Source organism: Neobacillus sp. (assembly GCF_031988165.1).
Classification (GTDB): Bacteria; Bacillota; Bacilli; order Bacillales; family Cytobacillaceae; genus Neobacillus; species Neobacillus rhizosphaerae.
In genome coordinates this window covers 77,112-100,698 of record NZ_DALZYO010000006.1, presented here as the reverse complement: position 1 = coordinate 100,698, position 23,587 = coordinate 77,112, and the positions used below count along the sequence as shown (strand labels likewise).

21 protein-coding genes are annotated in these 23,587 nt (G+C 37.4%); 15 read left to right on the top strand and 6 right to left on the bottom strand.

Annotated elements, in window-relative coordinates:
* Window positions 1–56: 56 nt before the first annotated feature.
* On the bottom strand, window positions 57–1,298 hold the full coding sequence (locus RTR43_RS05170; protein ID WP_312470171.1) for an MFS transporter: 1,242 nt from the start codon (window positions 1,296–1,298) through the stop codon (window positions 57–59).
* Between the two features lie 59 nt (window positions 1,299–1,357).
* Complete coding sequence (locus tag RTR43_RS05165) at window positions 1,358–1,813, bottom strand: CBS domain-containing protein (protein ID WP_312470261.1); 456 nt, start codon at window positions 1,811–1,813, stop codon at window positions 1,358–1,360.
* A 175-nt stretch (window positions 1,814–1,988) separates the two neighbouring features.
* On the opposite strand from RTR43_RS05165, the gene RTR43_RS05160 reads away from it, so the two are divergent.
* Entirely contained in the window at window positions 1,989–2,411 is a 423-nt protein-coding gene (locus RTR43_RS05160) for a MarR family winged helix-turn-helix transcriptional regulator (RefSeq protein ID WP_312470170.1), read from the top strand.
* Between the two features lie 247 nt (window positions 2,412–2,658).
* On the opposite strand, the gene RTR43_RS05155 is transcribed toward RTR43_RS05160, so the two are convergent.
* Entirely contained in the window at window positions 2,659–3,792 is a 1,134-nt protein-coding gene (locus RTR43_RS05155) for a polysaccharide deacetylase family protein (protein ID WP_312470168.1), read from the bottom strand.
* Window positions 3,793–4,128: 336 nt separating this feature from the next.
* Between RTR43_RS05155 and aspA the strand changes: the two genes are divergently transcribed.
* A complete protein-coding gene (aspA, locus tag RTR43_RS05150) occupies window positions 4,129–5,547 on the top strand; it encodes an aspartate ammonia-lyase (RefSeq protein ID WP_312470166.1) in 1,419 nt (472 codons plus the stop codon).
* A gap of 355 nt (window positions 5,548–5,902) precedes the next feature.
* Here the strand turns inward: aspA and RTR43_RS05145 are convergent, their stop codons facing one another.
* Window positions 5,903–6,208, bottom strand: a complete 306-nt coding sequence (locus tag RTR43_RS05145; RefSeq protein ID WP_312470165.1) for a hypothetical protein — start codon at window positions 6,206–6,208, stop codon at window positions 5,903–5,905.
* Window positions 6,209–6,509: 301 nt separating this feature from the next.
* Here RTR43_RS05145 and RTR43_RS05140 point away from each other — a divergent pair, with 301 nt between their 5' ends.
* Window positions 6,510–7,496 (top strand): VanW family protein, encoded by a 987-nt coding sequence (locus RTR43_RS05140; protein WP_312470163.1) that lies wholly within the window; start codon window positions 6,510–6,512, stop codon window positions 7,494–7,496.
* 119 nt (window positions 7,497–7,615) lie between these two features.
* On the opposite strand, the gene RTR43_RS05135 is transcribed toward RTR43_RS05140, so the two are convergent.
* On the bottom strand, window positions 7,616–7,822 hold the full coding sequence (locus RTR43_RS05135) for a methionine aminopeptidase (protein ID WP_312470162.1): 207 nt from the start codon (window positions 7,820–7,822) through the stop codon (window positions 7,616–7,618).
* Window positions 7,823–8,097: 275 nt separating this feature from the next.
* Here RTR43_RS05135 and RTR43_RS05130 point away from each other — a divergent pair, with 275 nt between their 5' ends.
* From RTR43_RS05130 to RTR43_RS05105, 6 genes are all read left to right on the top strand, one after another.
* Window positions 8,098–8,277: a hypothetical protein gene (locus RTR43_RS05130; RefSeq protein ID WP_248733435.1), complete on the top strand. Its 180-nt coding sequence runs from the start codon at window positions 8,098–8,100 to the stop codon at window positions 8,275–8,277.
* Window positions 8,278–8,413: 136 nt separating this feature from the next.
* The gene (locus RTR43_RS05125) at window positions 8,414–8,761 is read left to right on the top strand and encodes a PadR family transcriptional regulator (protein WP_312470160.1); all 348 of its coding nucleotides are present in this window, start codon (window positions 8,414–8,416) and stop codon (window positions 8,759–8,761) included.
* Window positions 8,742–9,380, top strand: a complete 639-nt coding sequence (locus tag RTR43_RS05120) for an HAAS signaling domain-containing protein (protein ID WP_312470159.1) — start codon at window positions 8,742–8,744, stop codon at window positions 9,378–9,380. Before RTR43_RS05125 ends, RTR43_RS05120 begins: the two co-directional genes overlap by 20 nt.
* 71 nt (window positions 9,381–9,451) lie before the next feature.
* On the top strand, window positions 9,452–10,912 hold the full coding sequence (locus RTR43_RS05115; RefSeq protein WP_312470158.1) for a DUF4153 domain-containing protein: 1,461 nt from the start codon (window positions 9,452–9,454) through the stop codon (window positions 10,910–10,912).
* A 164-nt stretch (window positions 10,913–11,076) separates the two neighbouring features.
* Window positions 11,077–11,952, top strand: a complete 876-nt coding sequence (locus tag RTR43_RS05110) for an ABC transporter permease subunit (RefSeq protein WP_312470157.1) — start codon at window positions 11,077–11,079, stop codon at window positions 11,950–11,952.
* Entirely contained in the window at window positions 11,949–12,947 is a 999-nt protein-coding gene (locus RTR43_RS05105; RefSeq protein ID WP_312470156.1) for an ABC transporter permease subunit, read from the top strand. Before RTR43_RS05110 ends, RTR43_RS05105 begins: the two co-directional genes overlap by 4 nt.
* Before the next feature lie 119 nt (window positions 12,948–13,066).
* On the opposite strand, the gene RTR43_RS05100 is transcribed toward RTR43_RS05105, so the two are convergent.
* Window positions 13,067–13,855, bottom strand: coding sequence for a TIGR00266 family protein (locus tag RTR43_RS05100; RefSeq protein WP_312470155.1), 789 nt, complete (start codon window positions 13,853–13,855; stop codon window positions 13,067–13,069).
* Window positions 13,856–14,269: 414 nt separating this feature from the next.
* Here RTR43_RS05100 and RTR43_RS05095 point away from each other — a divergent pair, with 414 nt between their 5' ends.
* The 6 genes from RTR43_RS05095 to RTR43_RS05070 all read left to right on the top strand — a co-directional run bounded on the left by RTR43_RS05095 (window position 14,270) and on the right by RTR43_RS05070 (window position 23,374).
* Window positions 14,270–16,018, top strand: a complete 1,749-nt coding sequence (locus tag RTR43_RS05095) for a SulP family inorganic anion transporter (protein WP_312470154.1) — start codon at window positions 14,270–14,272, stop codon at window positions 16,016–16,018.
* Between the two features lie 21 nt (window positions 16,019–16,039).
* Window positions 16,040–16,393, top strand: a complete 354-nt coding sequence (locus tag RTR43_RS05090; protein ID WP_312470152.1) for an ArsR/SmtB family transcription factor — start codon at window positions 16,040–16,042, stop codon at window positions 16,391–16,393.
* A gap of 152 nt (window positions 16,394–16,545) precedes the next feature.
* A complete protein-coding gene (locus tag RTR43_RS05085) occupies window positions 16,546–18,378 on the top strand; it encodes a TIGR04190 family B12-binding domain/radical SAM domain protein (RefSeq protein ID WP_312470150.1) in 1,833 nt (610 codons plus the stop codon).
* A gap of 334 nt (window positions 18,379–18,712) precedes the next feature.
* Window positions 18,713–18,913 carry a cold-shock protein gene (locus RTR43_RS05080; RefSeq protein ID WP_007083969.1) on the top strand — a complete coding sequence of 67 codons (201 nt, stop codon included), beginning with the start codon at window positions 18,713–18,715 and terminating at the stop codon, window positions 18,911–18,913.
* Window positions 18,914–19,094: 181 nt separating this feature from the next.
* Complete coding sequence (locus RTR43_RS05075) at window positions 19,095–20,240, top strand: exonuclease SbcCD subunit D (RefSeq protein WP_312470133.1); 1,146 nt, start codon at window positions 19,095–19,097, stop codon at window positions 20,238–20,240.
* On the top strand, window positions 20,237–23,374 hold the full coding sequence (locus RTR43_RS05070; protein ID WP_312470132.1) for an AAA family ATPase: 3,138 nt from the start codon (window positions 20,237–20,239) through the stop codon (window positions 23,372–23,374). Before RTR43_RS05075 ends, RTR43_RS05070 begins: the two co-directional genes overlap by 4 nt.
* The last annotated feature ends 213 nt before the right edge of the window (window positions 23,375–23,587 follow it).

Below are 23,587 nucleotides of genomic sequence, written 5' to 3'. Positions count from 1 at the left end.
CTCCTGAGTTAAAAAAACAAAAGGATCTGCCTTCTGACAAATCCCTTAAGGTAAACTTAATGAGCTGACTCCGCTTCATCAACATGATTGATATGCTCGTAATTGAACCAAATAAATAGCACTGATACTAGAACAAAACCCGCTCCAACAATGAAAGGAACAGAGGGGTTGAAAATTTCTGCGAGCTTTCCGGCCATAAATGGTGCAATTGCACCACCAATAAAACGAAGGAAGCTGTAGGCGGCAGATGCCGTTGATCGTTCAACCGTGGTGGCATTCATCACGGCAGTGGTAATTAGGGTATTATTATTTCCCAATAAGGCACCGGCCAAAATAACGGCAGCGATGATTACCCATTGCGTTGATGTCCAGATTCCCATTGCAAGTAGAAGCAAAGCAAACAAGATTAACATGGAACACATTGATTTTACAGTTCCAAACCGTTGCTGGAGTTTGGGAGCCATAAAGACAGAAGTGATTGCTAGCAATAATCCCCAGCCAAGGAATACAAAGCCTAATCCATGCTCATCTAAACCCATAACGAAAGGTGCATAAGCCAATAAGGTAAAGAACCCAAAGTTATAAAGTGCAGCCGATATACCTAAAACCAAGAGGGACCGGTGCTTTAAGGCGCGAAATGGATCCAATAAAGAGATTTTTGGTTGGAGAGTGCTTTGAATATTGGATTTTGGCATTAAAAAAAGGAGACCGATAAATGCAATAATCATCAATGTTGCCACACCAAGAAATGGGCCTCTCCAAGACATAGCTCCTAACCAGCCACCAAGTAGTGGTCCAACAGATATTCCAAGTCCGACTGCTGCTTCATATAAAATGATTGCTTTCCCGATTCCACTCTTGGAAAGAGACACGATTGCGGCTAAAGCTGTAGCAACAAACAATGCATTACCTAAACCCCAGCCACCTCGCAGTCCCACAAGTGTCCAGATACCATTTGATAATCCTCCTAAAGCTGAAAAGATCGCGATAATGATGATACCAGTGAGCAATGTCCATTTAATGCCGAGCCTTGAAGAAATCGCACTAGTAACAAGCATAGCAACAGCCATAACTGCATTATAGCTAGTGAACAGCAGTGTTACTTCACTATGTGATGCATTTAGATTTTTGGCGATTGCAGGTAGAATTGGATCTACAAGACCGATTCCCATAAAAGCGATAATACTTGCAAAAAAAACGGCCCACACTGCCTTGGATTGACTAAAAAGGCTAGCCCTTTCAGTCAATCCACCTGAATTTTGCAGTGAGGACGTAACAGAGTTAGATGTTGATGGCATTCTTTTATCCCCTTTTGTTTTATTTCTCCCTTAGTTCCGTGTCCTTTAAAAACTGGTTTTTACAATAACGCTTTAAAGGAATTCCTAATTACATCACCGCGGCTAATGATTCCAACCAATACACCATTCCGTTCAACCGGAACTTTTTTGATTTGTTTTTTCCCTAATATTGCCGCAATGTTCTCTATTTCTTCATCCCAGGAAACTTTAAAGATCTTCTTTTTTGCAATCTCCATAACATTTAAATTCAACAGACGCTGTTCTCGTTCCTCAAACTCTTCTTGATCCCCTTTTATGACGAAGGTATAGTAGAAACTATCTACAATTCGATCTTCATGCCTGCCAATATAGCGCATGATATCTCCATCACTTACAAAAGCAACGATTTCGTTTCTGTCGTTAACAACGGGAAGACCGCTGATTCGGTATTCAATAAATTTTTCAATAACGGATCTTACATTATCACTCTCCATTACTTTGTGAACATGGCTTATCATAATCTCATGTGCTTGCATCATTCGTCTCCTTTTGTGTTTTTGAAAAAATGGTTGTATAATGAAAGTATATGATTGTATTATACAACTATTTTCTTCTTAGTCAATAGGCTTATCATTTCAAGTGTTTGTAAAAGTTGGTAATTGTGATATTATAGGCACTAGAAAATACGTATTACTGTGAGGTAGTTAAGACATGTTTGAAGAGTCTCTGGAAATGATTGAACTCGAATTATCCATTCTCATTCGCCGCTCAACCTCGATTTCATCAAATCGAAAAATTGGTAATCTTGATCGCTCTGCTTATCTTTTACTCCGTCACATAGTCTCTAAAGGTGCTGCAGGTGTAAAAGTTTTAGCAGGGGAATTCAAGTTGGATATTTCAACCATCAGTAGGCAAGCAGCTGCTTTGGAGCAAAAGGGTTTTTTGTACAGAATTCCCGATCCACTGGATGGCAGGGCCTACACCTTACAAATAACTGAACTGGGAACAATGGTATTAAACGAGTTTAAACAGGCACGATTGGAAAAAATAACAGAAATGCTTAAGGATTGGCCCGATGAAGAACGGAAAGTATTTGGACAACTTTTGAAAAAATTCAATCAAACTTTCATTTGACCTTAATTTCTCATTTAGTCTAAGTCCGCCATTAATAATATGGCTTTAAATTTGTTCAGTTAATCTATACGTGTCTTTTTTATTATCTTTCTGTTGTTGTATTATGTAATTTAACAGCTTTGGGACTTGCGTTGTATAGCAATAAAAGAGTGAAAATCTAGTTTTCGAAAAAAGGTGTCACAATAAGTCGTTTTAACGATTTTATTGCGACACCTTTTATTTCTATTATGAAGTTATCCTATAGTTCTTATCTTGACTCGACTAATGCAGCAAATTGATTAATTGTAGTGGAGTTAGATATCCGCACACGGTGCATAAGTAGCAATTCATCGGACTCGCCTTTTTCAATAAACTGCCCTGGCTTGGTGGTGGTTGCAAATTTATAGTATTTTTTCGTTTCCTCGACGACCTTGTCATTGAAATGACCAAAAGGATAGGCAATGGCAATAACTGGCTTACCGGTAATTTGCTCAATTTTTTCCTTTGAAGCATTTAGTTCTTCTTCATAATTAGTTATTTTGGGCAAATCTGCATGCGACATTGTATGGGATTGTATAGAAAAAATCCCGGAATTGACCATTTCTTTTATATCCTCAGTTGACAGCCGGTAGGAACCACTGTCAATATAGCCAGCAATGACATATTCTGTTGCAGCTGGTTGAAACCGGTCATCTTTCAATTCCTGAAGAATTCGAAATGCATTTAGGTTGTTTTTCATACCATCATCGAAAGTGACAAGTATAGGTTTATTCACTTTATTAACTTCATCCCAACGTTCAAATGTAAGAAGTGTATAACCCTTATCCTTTAAATACCTCATTTGTAACTCGAAATTGGCAGGCGTAACAAATAGGTCCTTTAAGCCCTCACCTTTATATTCATCAATGGCATGATACATAAGGATTGGTACATGTTGTTGGAATGTTACAGCAGATTTAGCCAGCAGTTCTTCTCTACCATCTTCAAGTTTTCCATATGCCTCTACCTGAAATTCTCCACGCTTGTCCAAAAACTCCTTCGTATCGAACATAAATGAATAATTATTTTCTTTTTGATTAGACAAGAAAATCTTCATACTTTCTTGTCCATCAGCTGTGCGCCATATATGGTAATTTATTGCTGACACATTTTCCGTTCTATCTATGGTAGTAATGGTTACCTTCGTGGATTGATAAGTGAGTGGGCTAAATGAAATGGTTCCTTTGGGATCGAATATAGTGTTATCGTTAACTTCCGGCGATTCACTTTGATCAGGTTCCTTAGCGACTACTTCATGTTTGATTGTCGTTACGTCCTTGTTCGACTTAGCATTTGCTTCCAATAAACTACAACCAGAAAGTAAAAAAGTAGAAATGAGAACTAAATTAATGAGCTTTTTCATTTTATCCATCCTTGTAATATAGTAATCTCGGACAATATCATATCATTTACTCAATGGGAAGAAAAGACATTTGACGGTGCCTGACACCAATGTTTTATTCTAGTTTGCATTTTTTTCTTATATTTAATTAAGTGTAAATCCTGGGTTTATTGAAAATAATTTCTATTTATCAAAATGGTCATCACTGGTTTGGAATAATTTTTTTATTTTTAATGAAATAACAGTGTAAATGAGAGACAGGATATAAATAAGCTGTTATTATTTTTGTGGGAAGAAAATCATTATTAATAGAAGATTGAAATAATCTTTGCTACTAAGGATGGGAGAAAGATGGTAATGGACGCAAAACGAGTGGAACAAGATTTTTTAGGTAAAAAAGAGATTCCAGCTGATGCCTATTATGGAATACAAACCTTAAGGGCAGTTGAAAATTTCCCGATTACAGGTTATCGCATTCATGAAGAATTAATTAAGGCACTGGCAATGGTTAAAAAAGCCGCTGCTATCGCCAATATGAATACGAAGAGTTTGTATAGCGGTCTTGGCAATGTTGTAAGTCAAGCAGCAGATGAAATTATCGAAGGTAAATGGCATGATCAATTCATCGTTGATCCCATCCAAGGCGGGGCAGGGACATCAATGAATATGAATGCAAATGAAGTAATTGCTAATCGCGCCCTTGAATTGCTTGGACATGACAAAGGCGCATATATGCATTTAAGTCCTAATAGTCATGTGAATATGTCACAATCGACAAATGATGTATTTCCTACAGCGATACATATTGCCACACTTAGGCTCCTTGAAAAATTGCTTGAGACCATGAAAGCAATGCATAAGGTTTTTAAAGCGAAGGCAAAGCAGTTTGAGAATGTCATTAAAATGGGGCGTACCCATCTGCAGGATGCTGTCCCGATTCGCCTTGGCCAAGAATTTGAGGCATATAGCCGTGTTGTTGAACGGGATATGATGAGAATTCAACATTCTAAAGGTCATTTATTCGAAGTAAATATGGGAGCCACTGCGGTTGGAACCGGATTAAATGCGGATCCCAAATATATTAAAGATGTCGTCAAACACTTGGCGGAAATTAGTGAGCTTCCATTGGTGAATGCTGAACATCTTGTGGATGCAACTCAAAACACCGATGCTTATACCGAGGTTTCTGCTGCTTTAAAAGTTTGTATGATGAACATGTCGAAAATAGCAAATGACCTACGGTTGATGGCATCGGGCCCTCGTGCTGGGCTTTCTGAGATTACTCTTCCGGCTCGTCAGCCTGGTTCGTCCATTATGCCGGGGAAAGTAAACCCAGTCATGCCGGAACTTATTAATCAAATTGCCTTCCAGGTCATTGGGAACGATCATACCATTTGCCTTGCTTCTGAAGCAGGACAATTGGAATTAAACGTCATGGAGCCAGTGTTAGTCTTTAACTTGCTTCAGTCAATTAGCATTATGAACAATGGATTCCGTTCTTTTACTGATTACTGTCTTTCTGGTATTGAAGCAAATGAAGGTCGACTAAAAGAATATGTAGAAAAAAGTGTTGGCATTATTACTGCCGTCAATCCTCATCTAGGCTATGAAGTGGCGGCACGCATTGCAAGAGAGGCAACTTTAACTGGAAAGTCCGTTCGTGAATTATGCTTGAAGTATGATGTTCTAAGTGAGGATGAGTTAGATCTTATTTTGAATATTTATGAAATGACTAAACCAGGTATTGCCGGTGCGGCTCTCTTGGATAGAGATTAAACGCAACTTTTAAAAAAAAGAACATCTCAATAGAGAAAGGGCCGCTAGTAGGCGGCTCTTTAAAACTAACAATTGTATAGAACTGTTTTCTTCATTAATCTTTCAACGTCTAATCAAGGAAGTAAAGGAAAGGTGTACCTAGTATGAAAAGAATATCGAATTTTTGTTTATCAAAATGCGATATTTTAAATGCTTTCCTAGTTATCATATAGAATATAGGGAAAAATAGCTTAATGGTAGAACAATCACTGCGATTGGCCTTGAGTAAGGTGTGGAAAAAGGAATGTAGGAAAAAGAATTATTGGTCAAACCAATCCTTGGTATGTTCTATAAATTCGCTACTTTATTTCTTTTCTTAAATGTTGCGGTAAATTTGGGTATACATACTTCCTTCAGCAATATTTTCGAGAAAAAACTCACCAATGAGTTTTAAGTATTCTTCATCATCGAACATCCTTTTATTTTGTAATTCCATTTCTGCTAATCCTTCATAAGTAGAAAGAAGTGCATACGTATGATCTCCCCCAGAAACTGGTGCTAATAATTCTACCTTGTGATCATAATTTTCATTTCGAAATTTTTTAATCTCTTTTAAATTTTCAATTCCCTCTTTGAATTTATTTTGCTTAATCACAAACGTCTGATATACATATACAGACATTTTGGACACCCCCAAAAATTTTAACAAACTTAACTATACTATTTACGTAATCAGAGTATTTATTCTTCTCTTGTGAAGGGAGATTTAAGATTTTCCAGTTTATTTTATCCGAAAACCATCATTTTTTATTTTTCCATTGAGATAAAATAAAGCAAAAGAACTAGTTTTTATTTTTAGCAGGAAAATGGAAATTAAAATGGAATAGAATAGGTAAAACACTGAAACTAATGTCTAGCCGAACGCGTCTAAAAAATATAAGGATGTTATAAGATTCACGATAAAAAGGAAAAGTTGGGGGAAAATGGTTAAGTTTACATGGGTAATTTCACTATTATTAGTAGGAAGTTTAATAGGATTAACTGGATGCGCCGAGCAAACGACGAAAGAAAATCCTGTCAAGGCCACGGAACTACAAAAGAAAAAGGAAAAGGAGGAAGCCAAGAAGAAAGAAGAAGAAAAGCCGGTAATAGTAAATATCATCGATCCAAATACGAAAAATATGATTAAAACCTTTACTCCAAAGGAGATTGGATTTGGGATCGATAATGAAAAATATAAAGCGGAAATAGGAAAATGGGCAAAGGAACTAGCCAAAGGGACTAATGAAACCCTTGGTTATGACAAGAGGATGATTCTTGATAAGTTGGATGCAAATGGTCAGGTTATTAAAGGAACACCGCAAACCATCCTGGATGAATCAGAGTTAGTTGAAAAAATTCTTAAGGCTTCAGATAAGGGCGGAAGTGTAGAAATACCGCTTTATGTCACTGCAAGTGGTTATAAACTTGAGGAGGCAGCAAATTTGGGCGAAGTCGTTATCGCTTCCTATACTACCCATTTTAATAGCAGTGTCGTTGGAAGATCTAAAAATATTGAGTTATCAGCACAAGCAATCAATAATATTATTATTGGAAACCAGGATGCCTTCTCGTTTAATACGACAGTAGGACCGAGTGATACCGCGCACGGGTATCAAAAGGCACAGGAAGTGGTTGAAGGAAAATTGGTTGAGGGCATTGGCGGGGGTATTTGCCAGACATCTTCAACATTGTTTAATGCGGTTGATAAATTAGCTGTAAGTTATTTAGAAAAGCATCACCATTCTTTGCATGTTGGCTATGTTCCTACAGGAAGAGATGCAACGGTTTCCTATGGAGGTTTTGATTTTAGATTCAAAAATACTTCAGGTGTACCAATTTTATTAAAAGCAATTGTCAGAAAAGGGTCACTTACTGTAGAGGTAAGGACAGCCAAGGCCTACCAGGGTCTTATAAAGAAGCGTAGTTAATAATTGAGCTGGAGAGGGTTTCATTATTAAAATCAAAATATCCCTTCATGAACCACTGATTAGATGGTTTATTGAAGGGTTTTTTTATTTTTTGAAATTATGTTTGCATCCTCTCGAGATTATCTTATTTCTTCCCAATCTGTATAATGACCGCTGCCCTGACATCCTGAACATTCAAAGGAATTAAAGTAGGCAAATTCATTATAGGGGTAAACGGTATAACCTCGACCCTGACAATCAGGACATTTGCCTTGGTCTTTCATATTGGAGACATGATTTTGATAGCGCGTCTCTTTCCATTGATTAAATGAGTTGAGTAGTCCCATTTTCTTCACCTCATCTTTTTTCCTTAGTATGAAGAAAAAATGGAATTATTATACTTATGTTTTTCTTGAATTTAGGAAAACTATCGGAATGGACAATTCCACTTTTTATCTACTGAAGTTATTTAGTGATAATAAATTATATGAAAAATTGCTCTTGTTTGTGAGTGCTAAATAAAGTTACTACACTCTTTCCATTTAAGTTGTATGAGTTTTTTTGTTATGAAGTGGAGAATATTTTATTGTTAGGGAAAACTATTGTGGAAGAGGTGATTTTAATGGGAAAATGGAATGAGCAGGCCGCACCAAATAATAATTTAGCGCCAAAAACAATCAAGGCAGGAGAGTTAGTAGGGGATGAGGCAAAACAAGAATTTTCCGAAGAATTATCTGATGGTGGGGAAAGGGATCAATATATTGAACTTGAACATAAAAATAATCGAAAAAATATGAAATAGGCAATTAAATTAGTAGTGGCGATTGCAAAATCGTCACTACTTATAATTTGTAAAAAAAAATCCTTAACCTCTTTACAAAGTCAAATAAAAAATGTAGAATTTCTATGTACCTAATATTTCTAGGTAGGTGATAATCATGTTTAACCGTGAATTGGTAAAGGGCAGTACGTCCTTAATTTTGCTTCAATTATTACACGAGCGAGATATGTACGGCTATGAATTAGTCAAAGAATTAGAGCAACGGAGTGATAATGGCTTGAGTGTAAAGGAAGGAACTTTGTATCCAGCACTTCACAAGCTTGAAAAGCAAGAGTACATTGAATGCTATTGGCAGGAGCAGGAAAAAGGTCCAGCGCGAAAATATTACCAAATTACAAAAGCAGGGAAAGAACTTTTGGGTGAAAAAACTCGTGAATGGCAGGACTTTGTTAAAGTAATGAACAAAGTTATAGGGAGAACAAAGCATGGAACGGCCGAAGAATAGGTTTCTTAGCGAGCTTGCAAACGGGCTAGGAAACCATCCAGATAAAGAAAATATCCTTCTCGAGTATGAGTCACATATTGAAGAAATTCTGTTGGAATCTTTTAATAGTACGAACGAGGAAGAGGTTGGCGAAAGGATTGTCTTACGGCTTGGCAGACCCGAAGAGATTGCTGAATTGTGGAGAGCAGAGCTAACTGTTACACCGAGTAATATGAAATGGATGTTTATTCTGTTAAATATCCTCTTTTTCGGGGGAGGCAGTCTTTTAACACTCGCTCACAATCTTTTTCAATGGGAATGGTTGACAGTCATTTGGAATCACTTAACGGCAATCCCTACCTTAATTGCCTTTTTGTATATGTTCTTTTGGGCATTACTCGGTTATGAAATTGGCAAAGGCTTCGGGCATGGTGGACGAACGCTTCTTAGAAAGACGTTTTTACTCTCACTCATACCAAATTTAATGTTAATGTTCCTAACGGTTTTTCAAATCATACCGCATTCTTGGTTCGCCCCATTATTAACAAAAACGTTTATTATAGCTTGTATCATTTTTACCATCATCCTTTACCCAGTAAGCTGGATTGGCTACCGTTGGGGGAGGAAGGCCTCGATATGAGCAGTTTTTTTTGCTTATATACCTAGTAAAACTATATATATAGAAAATCTACACAAATGAGGGATGAAATAATGGAAATGAAAATTAGTAAAGCGGATTGGCTCTTTTTATTCTTCTGTCTGCTGCTTGGGATTCTAGCAGAAGAAGCGTTTTTCCGTGGACAAATCGGGATTTCCTATATTGTGTTTGTCATGGCATTTTATACGGTGTTTTTGTGGCGTTACCGTCGTTTCCCATTTTCACATCAACGCTTTGGCTACCTTGTCATTTGTTGTATATGGCTTCTAGCAACCAGTTATTTGTTAAACGATAACATACTTTTTTATGCTCTTAATATCATGGTGATTCCAGGATTAATTATTTTTCATCTTGTATTAGTTACCAGTCCGAAAAAATTTCAATGGGCGAAACCAGTCTTTGTTATCTATTTATTTTCAAGGCTTTTAGAAGCGATTAAGTATAATGCAGCTTTTGCAGCACTATTTGGAAAAGGTTTGAAGCAAGGCGTGGATGAGGACAAATTATTAATCTGGAAAAAAATATTGATTGGGATGTTGATTTCCGTTCCAGTTTTGTTGATTGTATTAAAATTGCTAATCTCGGCAGATACTCAGTTTGAACGAATGATTGGCGGCATTCCAGATTGGTTCCGCATTTTGGATGCAGAAGGGATCATCCGATTAATCACTATTCTCATCTACACCGCTGCCTTCTTCGGATTCATGCAAGTGCTTGTCAAAAAACAAATAAAAGTGATGATGCAACAAGCGGATACTCAAGTGGTCCATCTCGATTCGATTATCACACTAACAGTTTTAATTGTGATCAATACGGTTTATGTTTTATTTACACTCGTCCAATTTAAATATTTCTTTGGCGGTACATTACAGGGTGACTATACCTATGCAGAATACGCTAGAAAAGGTTTTTTTGAGCTATTGTTTGTAACACTTATTAATTTGTCGATAACCGTTGTTATCCTAACCTTTGTTAATCATACCACAAGTGTTATGAAGCGAATGACTCAGACCATGTTAACCATCCTAGTATTAGCCAGTTCGGTAATGTTAAGCTCTGCCTTTTTAAGGTTACACCTTTATGAGGAGGTTTATGGGTTTTCATTCATCAGGGTGCTTGTCCATTCGTTTATGATATTCCTGGCCGTCATTTTCACCTATACATTGGTGAAAATTTGGGTGGAGAAGCTATCATTATTTCACTTCTATTTTATTACTTCTCTAATATATTACACAACGATTACAGTGGTCGATTTGGATAAAATCGTTGTGAAAGAAAATATAAACCGCTATCAAACGAGTGGAAAAGTTGATGTTCACTATCTCAATAGCTTATCTTCTACTGGAGTTCTTGGATTAATTGAACTTAATAAAATAGATCAGAATATACCGGATTTACGAACCATTTTACAAGAGCGAAAAAATGAGGCCATGATAAAGAGCTCTCCGTGGCAATCGTATAATCTAAAAAGAGAGCAAGTATTAACAGAACTTAAAAAGCTAGAATTAGAATAGGCAGAACCAGGCATGCATAAAATGTGCATGCTTTTTTAGTTCTTTTGAAACATTACTTATCCCAATTCGTCTAATAGAATAGAGAATATTGCAAAAACATCTGTTACAATGAAAATAAGGGCAAGGTCTTAAGCTATAGATATTAAAGTTTTTGAGGTGGAAAAATGAAGTGGTTGTTACGTGCAATTATTAGACTTGCTTTAATCTTAACCGGTTTTCTCTTTATTTTTAATCTTCCTTTATTATTAGGAATTGGAAAAGATTCAGTGGAAGTAAATTTCAACATGTTTTGGGAGAATGTAAAGGCAGATTTTCAATATTTACTACAGATAAAGGACGCTATGTACTTGAGCTTTTTTAAGGAACTGGATATATCAGGAAGTTATAAGTACACTATGACGATACTCCTTGGCAGCTTAGCAGTTATTATTCTTGTTGCCATGGTCATGGCTATTTTGATTTTGATTGCTCCGAAAAAAGTTAGTAATCGATTAAAAAGCGGCGTCAATTTATTCGAAGCAGTCCCGGATTTACTGATAATTTTCCTTTTTCAGTTTTTTGTCATTACACTTTATAAAACAACGGGTTTAAAGTTTTTACGGCTTTACGGGTTATTTGGTGTAAAACCTTATTTTGTTCCAATTGTAACAGTCTCCTTCCTGCCGCTATTTTTATTATTACAGTTTCTCATTAGGGTCATTATTGAGGAACAAAATCAGCCATATGTTCTCTACGTAAAAGCCAAAGGAATGGGTCGATTAAGAACATTACTTGTACATATCATCCGCAATATTTTTCCACTTTTAGTTTTACAGTTAAGAACCATCATATGGGTATTATTATCAAATATTTATCTGGTAGAATTTATGTTTAACATTAACGGGTTTACCCAGCAATTTGAAAAGGTTATTTTTCACGGAGGGGATTTTGCTTCGCTAATAGCCTGTTTATTGATGTTATCTATTCCACTGTTGATGATTGAAGCAGTAGGATGGTTGATTTCAAAGCAGATTAAAGGAAAGGAGGTCGTTGGTTTATGAGAAATTATAAAAAGACAGTCATTGGTTCTATCTTGCTTCTAATCCTTTTATTAATGAGTTGTTTATATCCATATTACGGACCTAATGATTTTAACCAACAGGTTTTAGTTAAAGATGAACATGGAAAAATAATTGACAGGGCTCCGTTTCCACCTTCTGAAAAACATTGGCTAGGAACAACCCGTAATGGTGAGGACGTGCACTGGCTTTTACTATATGGTGCGAAATTTACGTTAATAACTGCATTTGGTGTTGCTGTCCTAAGGGTTCTTTTGGGCGGAATATTTGGAATGTTTTTATCACTTTGGGCTCCATTTTTAAAAAGTTATTTTAAAGACTTTTTTTTAACGATGCGGTATATACCGTCCATTTTAATTGCGTTTATTTTGATGGTACCAATTGTCAGGGCTCCTAACGATGTTGCCATCAGCTCTATCGTTACTTACCAACTTATTATTTTAGTATTTATCGGTTTTCCTTCGGTAACGCTTTTTGCATCAGATATAACGGATGAATTATTAAAAACCTCGTTTGTCCAAAGTTCATACTTATTGGGAGCGGGAAAATTACATATTGCAAGAAGACAATTACTGCCGTACATGCGTTCTTATGGTATTCTATTTACCGTTCAGCAGATTATAAGTACGTTGCAGATTACGATGCAGTTAAGTATTTTTGGACTTTTTCTTGGTGGACTCAATCGGGCTGGGATTATTGGTTATGATGATGCAGAAAATCGACCAAAGCCGGCATCCTTATCTAATGAATGGGCCGGATTGATTGGCCAAAATTTTACAGAGTTTGTCCTGTCACCTTGGATTGTCTTCGCTCCTGTTTTTGGTTTCTTCTTGGTTATTGTGATTGTCAATATGATAAAAAAAGAATTAGAGGACAATATCTTAGGGATTCAGACGATGAAAATGAAACGGAATAGAAAAGAAGTTGCCCTTCCTGTGAAAATACCATCCAAGGGAAAATTTGATTTAGTAAATTGATAAACTTCATATATTTTTAGGGAAGGGGCTGTTCAAAAAAATAAAGGCTGTCGAAGGTTTTTCGACAGCCTGACAGGATTTGATGATCCTGTTTTTTTGTATTGATGAGGGACTTATTATCAGTCACCGCTAAACATATCAAAAATCCCTTTTGCCATGCTGCCTTCATCTTTTGATCCTCCGCGAGAAGGAGCAGCTGCAAATACCCGGCTGGCAAGCCTACTGAATGGTAGAGATTGAACCCAAACCGATCCTGGTCCACGCAGCGTGGCAAAGAACATTCCTTCGCCACCGAATAACGCTGTTTTTACTCCTTTTACAAATTCGATATCATATTGAACATTGCTGGTCATCGCTACTAAGCATCCAGTATCCACCCGCAAGGATTGGCCAGGCAGGAGTTCTTTTCTAATAATGGTGCCTCCAGCATGAATAAAGCACATACCGTCGCCTTCAAGCTTCTGCATAATAAATCCTTCACCACCAAAGAAGCCCACACCCAGTTTACGCTGGAACTCAATTCCTATTGAGACTCCTTTTGCTGCCGCAAGGAAAGCGTCCTTTTGACAAATAATTTTACCACCATACTGTCTTAAATCCATTGGAATAATTTTTCCAGGGTAGGGGGATGCAAACGAAACGTGTTTTTTCCCCATTCCGGTATTTGTAAAGGTAGTCATGAACAAGCTTTCACCGGTAAGAACCCGTTTGCCAGCACTAAACAATTTGCCCATTATCCCGCTTCCTGTGCCGCTTCCATCACCAAAAATAGTCTCCATATGTATTTCATCTTCCATCATCATAAAGCTTCCTGCCTCAGCTACAACCGATTCCTGCGGGTCAAGCTCTACTTCAACGAACTGCATGTCATCGCCGTAAATATGATAATCGATTTCATGGTTATTCATAGCCATACCTCCGTTTGTTAAAAATTTTATTCCTATATTCATTATAAAAAATTTATGAAAATAGTGCTAATTTAAAATAAAAAAGGACGTCTGTAAAAACAGACGTCCTTTGCGTATTGAGGCGAAGAACCACACTCCACATAGTGTGCTCCATTAGGAATGTTCCTCGGCTTACACAACTCAGCTCATCGCTCAATTATTATAACATTATTTTCGTGGAAGAACAAGCGATTTTTTTTTACAAAAGTCTTGATTATTTAATGCTATTACTATATATTCAAATAATCAGATATATAAAGAAAACTCGTCGATTGGCAAGCCGTTAGGCGAAGACAGAGGCGTAGTTGCACTTATGCCTGATAGGAAAGTTCTACTTTCCTATCGGCCAAAAATAAAAAGATAAGAAGGATGAATATGTTTACTGACAAAAGATTCCATCATTATTCCTTAAGTAGCTTGCCAAAGGATCTCCTTGCAGGGTTGATTGTCGGGGTCATCGCGATTCCGCTTGGTATGGCGTTCGCAATTGCTTCAGGGGTGAAGCCTGAGTATGGAATCTATACGACCATTGTTGCCGGGATTCTCATCTCCCTATGCGGGGGATCAAAGTACCAGATTGGCGGTCCAACCGGAGCTTTTATTCCGATTTTGTTTGGTATTGTGATGACGTACGGTTATGAAAATCTTCTCATTGCAGGATTTATGGCTGGGGTTATTCTCCTATTGATGGGGATATTTAAACTTGGATCATTGATTAAATATATACCAAGACCTGTAACAATTGGGTTTACCACTGGAATTGCCGTCACGATTTTTACCGGGCAATTAGCTAGTTTCTTAGGTTTAGAGGGAATAAAGAAGCATGAGGAATTTATTAGAAATATTCAAGAAATCTTTATTCACCTTAACTCAACCAGTATTTTTAGTGTTTTAACGGCAGCTATTTGCTTGGGAACCGTTATAATCACCCCAAAGATAGCTCCGAAGATTCCTGGCCCCCTGATAGGGTTAATTGTATCGACCTTGATTGCAACTGTGTTTTTCCCTAGTCAAGTAGCAACAATCGGTACTGCCTATGGAGATATCCCAAGTACATTGCCGAAAATTCATATCCCGACCATAAATATGGAGATACTTATTAAACTATTAAAGCCTGCATTTGTTATTGCCATGCTTGGTGGTATAGAATCCCTTCTTTCGGCGGTCGTAGCAGATGGGATGACAAATAGTAAACATAACAGCAACAAAGAGTTAGTCGGTCAGGGGATTGCAAATATGATTACCCCATTATTTGGAGGAATCCCTGCGACCGGTGCCATAGCCCGTACGGCAACCAATATTAAAAATGGAGCTATTTCGCCTGTTTCCGGAATCATTCACGGGGTAGTTGTATTACTCATTCTGCTGTTTTTTGCTCCTTATGCTTCGTATATTCCATTAGCAAGTATGGCACCTATCTTAATGGTTGTTGCATGGAACATGAGTGAAAGAAAGGTATTCGCCCATATTTTAAAAACAAAATCAACCGATTCGCTTGTACTTGTGGTCACGTTTTTATTAACCGTTTTTGTCAATTTGACTATTGCAGTCGAAGTAGGCCTTGTCATGTCTACGATTCTGTTTGCGAAGAGAATGAGTGATGTATTGGTTACTAAAAAAGCGCTGCCAAATCCGCAAACTAAACACGAAAAGATTGAAATAGAGATGGTTACGGATACACACGACTGCCCGCAAATCAGTATTTTTAATGTGGAAGGCCCATTGTTTTTTGGAGCGGCCCTTACATTTGAAGAAACAATCATGAAGACCATTAATTATCGGCCAAAAATTCTCTTGTTAAGAATGGGAAGAGTTCCTTTTATTGATACAACAGGTGAAGCGAATTTATCGAGGATTGTTCACCATTTTTCGAAAAATGGTATAGTGATAATATCGGGTCTAAATTCTCAGCCGGAAAATGTTTTGAAAAAGACAGGCCTACTTGAAATCATTGGTGAGGAACATTTTTTTGATCACACAGGAGAGGCCATTCAATATGCTCTAACTCAAATAAATAAAAATAAATGCCTCGGGTGTAAACATTTTGCCTTTAGAGAATGCAAAAACCTATCAGTTGTGGAAAGTGTGGAAGGTAGCAGGAAAAAGCTTACAGCTACTTTCTAAGAGTAGAAAGGTGATGATGAATTGAATTTGGAAATGCAACGATTTAAAGCAGAGTTTTTTAAAGCATTAGCACATCCATTAAGAATCCGTATTTTAGAACTACTTGCAGAAGGGGACAAGAATGTAAACGAAATTCAAACCCTTGTTGGAAGTGAAGGTTCCGCTGTATCACAGCAATTAACCATTTTAAGAGCGAAGAATATTGTTTCAGGCACGAAAGAAGGAAATAAGGTCATTTACACACTAAAGGACCCGATGATTATTGAATTACTAGCAGTAGCAAAGCAAATTTTTAACAATCATCTCGTTGATACAATAACCATATTGGATAAGTTTAAAGAGGATGAAGAGGAACCAGCCATGCCGAAGGAATAAATTCTTCGGTTTTTTCTATATTTATGTTGTAAAGGAGGTTATTGTAACATTTTGGAAATTATCGTTATTTTGTAATATTTCAACCAGTAATTACTTAAAACATAGGTTACTATTATAGTTGAGTTACTTGATATTGTATTTTAGGATGGTGAATGAATATGTATGATTTGGTATTGTTGCACCCCCCGACGGTTTATGATTTTCGGAAAGAGATGTTGTTTACTGGTCCCATTAGCGATGTGGTTCCTTCTTCACCTGTGTTTGAAATGTACCCAATTGGATTAACAAGCATCGGCGATTATCTAGAACGATATGGATTAAAAGTGAAGATTATTAATATTGCCAATCGTATGCTATTAAATCCTAATTTTGACGTAGAAAAGAAAATCAGAAGAATTAAAACAAAGGCGTTTGGAATTGATCTCCATTGGCTCCCACATGCACATGGTAGCGTGGAACTTGCAAAAATTATTAAGAAATATCACCCCGATACACCAGTAATGTTCGGCGGACTATCTAGTACTTATTTTCATAAGGAATTGATTGAATATCCTTGTATCGATTTCGTTATCCGTGGTGATACAACAGAAAAGCTCATCTTAATGCTTCTGAATAAGCTAGAAAATAAATCTAATGACGGTTTTTTTGATATTCCAAATCTAACTTGGAAACGTGGAGATACCTACCATTTTAATGAGATGACCTATATACCTGACAGTCTGGATGAATTTAATTTACCGGGCTATCGTTATATCATTCGGTCCGTCTTTAAGTATTTTAATCTATTAGATCCTTTACCTTACAAAGGGTGGCTACACTACCCGAACACGGCCATCTTGACATCTAAAGGTTGTACGTATAATTGTTTGATTTGTGGAGGATCTAAGGATGCCTATGAGCTAAATTGTAATCGGAAAAAGTTGGTAATGCGGTCACCAAAGAAAATGCTTGAGGATATCGCGTTAATTCAACGATTTACCAGAGCTCCGATATTTCTTTTAAATGATATCAGGCAGGGCGGACAAGAGTACGTTAATGAATTCTTTAGTGGATTAGAAAAAATGGACTTAAAGAACGAAATCGTTTTCGAATTGTTCAATTACGCAGATGAGGAATTTTTTAAGCGGCTCAACAATGCTATACCTAAATATAGTATTGAGCTTACGCTCGAATCGGCCGACGAAGATATTCGTAAATATAATGGAAAACTTCCATGTACAAATGCTAAGGTAATTGAAATGCTCCAATATGCTCTAAAACATAACTGCGCGAAGATTGATTTATTCTTTATGACGGGAATACCTAATCAAGATTATAACAGTGCGATGAGAAATGTTGATTTTTGTGAAATTATTCACAAAGATTGTGGTGAAGATATGCGGATTTCGTATTTTGTTGCACCACTTTCGCCATTTCTTGATCCTGGAAGTCCAGCCTTTGAAAATCCAGAAAAATATGGCTATAAAAAATTCTGCCATAAGCTTGAAGATTTCCGTGCGGCAATGAAACAGCCATCTTGGAAAAATATGCTGAGCTATGAAACAAATAAAATGACTAGGGAGGATATTGTTAGAGCCACCTACGATTCAGCACTACAATTAAATGAGTTTAAATACAAACATAACATCGTTAGTAAGGAAGTTCATGATGAAGTAGCTGCTAAAATTAAAAAATCAGTGGAATTCTTGCAACGGTTGGATGAGCTGGCACTTTTACCGCAAGAGGAACAAAAGATAAAAATGGCAACTATTAAGGAAGAGGTAGAGCAAATCAATCGGCACAGCATTTGCGGTAAGAATGAACTTAAATGGGAGGTTAAAAAGCTATTTGCTGATTTCCCATCGTTAACGTATATCGGTATGGAATTACTTGTGAAGGACATCATTAAAGGGCTAAAATGCCGTTTTGGAAAAATTGATAGACATATCGTTGTAACGCCAAATACGCAAAGTGGAAAAATAATACCTAAAAAGGCAGATTCATAAATACTGCCTTTTTATTGGATAATACTTTTCTACAAAATGTGACAAAAGGGACTGGGAAACTGTCCTTTTGAGGACTTGATACTCCCTAAATTCCTACTCGTTTTTATTGAAAAATGTAGATTTATGTAGGTCTTTGTCAACCGTTCATTCATTGACTTTTAGGCTGAAAAATGATAAATTTTACTCAGCCGTTGCACGAGATTAGATTTATATAATAAGCTTGTTCAAAGTTTTAACCGATGTTTGGATAAGGAAATGAAGGTAAAGCTATCACGTTGTAATTTGGTGAATTTACACATGGCTTATATGTAAGCCAATAGGAGGATTTTTTCACATGAAAAACGGTAAAGTTAAATGGTTTAATTCAGAAAAAGGTTTCGGATTCATCGAAGCAGAAGACGGAAACGACGTATTCGTTCATTATTCCGCAATCCAAACAGAAGGTTTCAAAACTTTAGAAGAAGGTCAAGAAGTCTCTTTCGAAGTAGTTGAAGGAGCTCGTGGACCACAAGCTGCTAACGTAACTAAAAAGTAATTTTAAAAAAACTAATTATAACAGTCCGGACTATGCTCCGGGCTGTTTTTTGTTGTTTTCCAACAGTAACTTTTCACTTTTAATTGCCCATCTTTAAGGATTTTCCAGCTCGTGGAAAATCGTATTTTTGCTATAATGATAGTATTGAAGAACACAGCAATAAAAAATTGGGGTGAAGCAGATGAAATTTATCCATACAGCCGATTGGCATTTAGGCAAGCTGGTCCATGGCGTCTACATGACGGAAAATCAACGGGAAGTACTAGAGCAATTCGTTACGGTCGTCGCGGAGGAAAAACCGGATGCAGTGGTCATTGCCGGTGATCTTTATGACCGATCAGTGCCACCAACAGATGCAGTAGAGTTACTTGATGAAATGCTTTTTAAAATCAATGTAGAGTTAAAAACGCCTGTTGTTGCAATCGCTGGAAATCATGATAGTGCAGAGCGACTCTCGTTTGGCAGCTCGTGGTATAAACATAGCCAATTTTATCTATCAGGGAAACTTACAAACAGCTTTAACCCTGTTCAAATTAATGGAGTGAATTTCTATCTTGTACCTTATGCAGAGCCTGGTGTCGTTCGCCAATTACTCGAGGATGATTCTATTCACTCCCATCAAGATGCGATGAAGGCTCTAATTGGCAAAATGGAAGAAACTTTAAATCCACATGAACCGAACGTTTTAGTTGGACATGCCTTTGTATTAGGCGGTCAAACTTCGGATTCTGAACGAGTATTATCTGTAGGTGGCTCGGGATGTGTTGGTGCTGAATTGTTCGAACCATTTTCCTATACAGCACTCGGGCATCTTCACAGTCCCGATGCGATATACCATAGTAAAGTGAAATATTCAGGTTCTCTCTTAAAATATTCATTTTCCGAAGCAAAACAAAGAAAATCCATCTCGATTATTGAAATGGACGAAAAAGGGGAATTTACTCACCGATACCGTTCGCTCACACCGAAGCATGATATGCGTGAATTAGAAGGACATTTAGAGGAGTTACTTGATCCTCATTTTTATGAAAATGAACGAATCGATGACTATTTAAAAATTACCTTACTCGATGAGGGTGCCTTAATCGATCCAATTAATAAATTGCGTCAAGTCTATCCAAACGTCCTCCATCTTGAACGGAAAATGGATATTACCGATTTGAAGAAAAAACAATCCTTCAACTCTATCCGAAGTGAGAAAAAGTCGGAGATTGAGTTATTTGAACAATTTTACACGGAAATGACAACCGCCGAATTTACAAAGGATAAAAAAGAAGCAATGGTTACGGTAATTGAAAAGGTCCTTAGAGAGGAGGGGTTGAAATGAAACCATTAAGACTTACGATGCAGGCGTTTGGTCCTTATGCAGGCTGTGAATCGATAGACTTTACCCAACTAGGTAACCGCACGATGTTTGTGATTTCTGGCAAAACTGGTTCTGGGAAAACCACGATATTCGACGCGATAACCTATGCGATATATGGAAAAGCAAGTGGCGAGGATCGCAATGGCCCTGAACTCCGAAGCCAATTTGCTGCCGATGACCTATTAACAGAGGTTTCACTTGACTTTACCTTACGAAATAAGGTGTATTCGATTACAAGATCACCTCAGCAACCGAAGAAAAAAGACAAAGGTGAAGGCTTTACGCAGCTTGGAGCAAAAGCAGAGTTGTATATGTGGGATGAACATGGCGAGAAAAAACTATTGGCCTCTAAAATCAATGATGTTGAGGAAAAAATTAAGGAAATCATGCTAATTGATGCAAACCAATTCCGGCAAATCTTGATGATTCCACAAGGGGAATTCCGCAAGCTGTTGACCTCTGATAGTAAGGATAAAGAAGTAATTCTGCAGCGATTGTTCCATACTCAGTTGTATAAAATGGTCGAAGACAAGCTGAAGGAAGAAGCGACTGAGCTGAAACGGTCAGTTGAGGATCAGGTTCAATCCCGAAATGAGGCCATTCGCCGCATTCATACAATGACAAATGGTGAGCTCCGCGACAATATTGACGCTGACAGTGTGAATGACACGATTATTATGCCGCTGTTACAAATAGAAATTGCCACCATGGGTGACATGCTTGAACAATTAAACAACCTATTTAAAGATAAACTTCAGCTGCAAGACCTGTTAAAGGAGCAACTGTTTGAAGCTGAAGCGATTTTGAAACAGCTACAAGCAAAAGAAAAATTGAAAGAACAAAAAGCACATCTTGAATCTCAAAAGAATCTCATTGTTGAAAAAGAACAGCAGGTGCAGAGAGCGCAAAAAGCCGCAATATTGGTGCAGCAAGAGGAGCTTTGCCATCGCTTAAAGCGGGATTCTGATAAGCTGACAGAAGATATCCATACTTTAAAAGTGAAAATAGAAAACTTGAACGGGCTTGTTAAACAGCACGAGGTGCAGCAGCAAAAAGAAATGGAACGGGAAAATGAGCGGCAAGCAGCCCTTGCTGAAGTGAATCATCTAGTTACGATCAAAGAGGATGTTTATTCCTATGCTGCCTTGGTAAAAGAAACGGCAATGAAGGGGGCTTTCTTAAAAACGACTAAGGAAAAGCTGCAAACCACAGAAAGAAATTTTGAACAAAATGAAGAAATGATGAAATCCCTTTTACAACAAAAGTCCGAGATTGAAAAAGGACAGTTAACCTACTTAGAAAATGAGAGACAGGTTGAAAAGCTGCAAGCTGAACTTGATCGCTTTGAAAAATACGAAACCCTATTTGTTCGTCATCAATCGACAGAGCAAAATCTAAAGGTGATAACCGGGCGTTATGAAAATACAACAGCGGGATTAATAGATGCGAAAGCACTTGTTGAGGATTTAGAGAGAAAATGGCTTCATGGTCAGGCCACACTCCTAGCTTCAAGACTTCACGAGGGAGAAGCATGCCCAGTTTGTGGGTCCGAACACCATCCCTCCCCTGTATTACAGCACGATGAAAGGATTCCAAATGAAAAGGATATGAAGGCCGCGAAAGATCAGGTTGCCAAATGGGAAAAGGAAAAGTCTGCAGATGAAGCAAAGCTTTACCAGAGCCAATCAGCTGAAAAAACGCAAAAGGAAGCGGCATTAGAGATCCTGCAAGAAATTCGCACCTACCGGGCCGATTTTACCGAAACGGATTTACTTTATGCCAAAACAGAGGTTGCTACAGCCAAAAACTCGTTTCTTCAAATTCAGACGGACCTTGCTAAACAGATGAAGCTACTGGACCAAGTGAAAATTGACCTAGATAAAAGAGAATCCGAAAGGGGAACTTTACAAAAATCGATTCAACAATTTACGGCTGAAGTAACAGATTTAACGGTGCAATTCACAGAGAAGAAAACGAATTTATCAAGAATGATGAAGGTCATTCCTGAGAATCTTCGTTCGGAAGCGGAATATGAAAAAGCACTATTAGCTGCCACAAACCAGCATGAAAGACTGGTGAAACAGCTTGAAGTTGCACAGAAGCAATTGCAGGAAGTCAGAGAAAAGCTTTCCAATGAATCTGCAAGATTACAAGATGCAGAAAAGCACTTAACCGACAAAAAGCAGGAGCTTGCTACAGAACGTGAAAGCTTTATTCATAAATTGTCAGAGCAAGGCTTTGAAAAATATGGTATGTATGCTTCTTCTAAACTTAGTGAAGGAGAAATCCGAAGTCTTGAGACTGAAATCCGCAGCTATCGTGAAGAATTGCGCTCGGTTTCCGACCGATTGAATGAATTAACGGAGCTTTTGATAGACGTGAAAACGCCGGATGTTGAGGGATTGAAGGTTGAGCTTTCAAAACTGGGACATGAAATTGAAGCACTTAATCAAAACCGTAATGATCTTTTTGTAAAAAAGCGGGACAACGAAGAAATTTATGGCCGGGTGAAACAATTGAATGAAAATATGAAGGTGCTTGAGGAGCGTTACAAACTTATTGGCCATTTATATGAGATAACAAAGGGTCAAAATAATTTCCGAATCACCTTTGAACGATATGTACTAGCTGCCTTTTTAGATGATATTTTACGAGAAGCGAATGTTCGTTTAAGAAAAATGACATCTGGACGTTTTCAGTTATTAAGAAAAACAGATCGGTCTAAAGGAAATGCACAAAGTGGTTTAGAATTACTTGTGTTTGACCAATATACTGGCCAAGAACGCCACGTTAAAACCCTATCGGGTGGTGAAAGCTTTAAGGCATCTTTATCGTTAGCATTGGGTCTAGCTGATGTTGTACAAAATTATGCAGGGGGGGTATCACTGGAGACGATGTTTATCGATGAAGGGTTTGGTACGCTGGACCCCGAATCACTTGATCAAGCTATTGAAGCATTAATGGATATCCAGAGCAGCGGACGTTTGGTCGGAATAATTTCACACGTTCCGGAATTAAAAGAAAGAATGGATGTCAGACTCGAAGTTATTGCAGATCAGGCTGGTAGTAAGACGGAATTTCTGTTTACAAATTAAATCCTCAGAAAAAATAAGAGTATGTCCCTAATAAAGGTGAGTCATTGGGAATACTCTTTTTTATATTTTAAGAGAAAATGGCGGTTAATTTGATAAGAATGACATATGAAAAAAGAGTACTATTATGAACATTTTGACCTATCAACTCCAAGAGAAAGGACTCCCGTAAAGTGATTTTTTCATTTTAAGACAGCTTTTTCGCTTGTTTAAGGA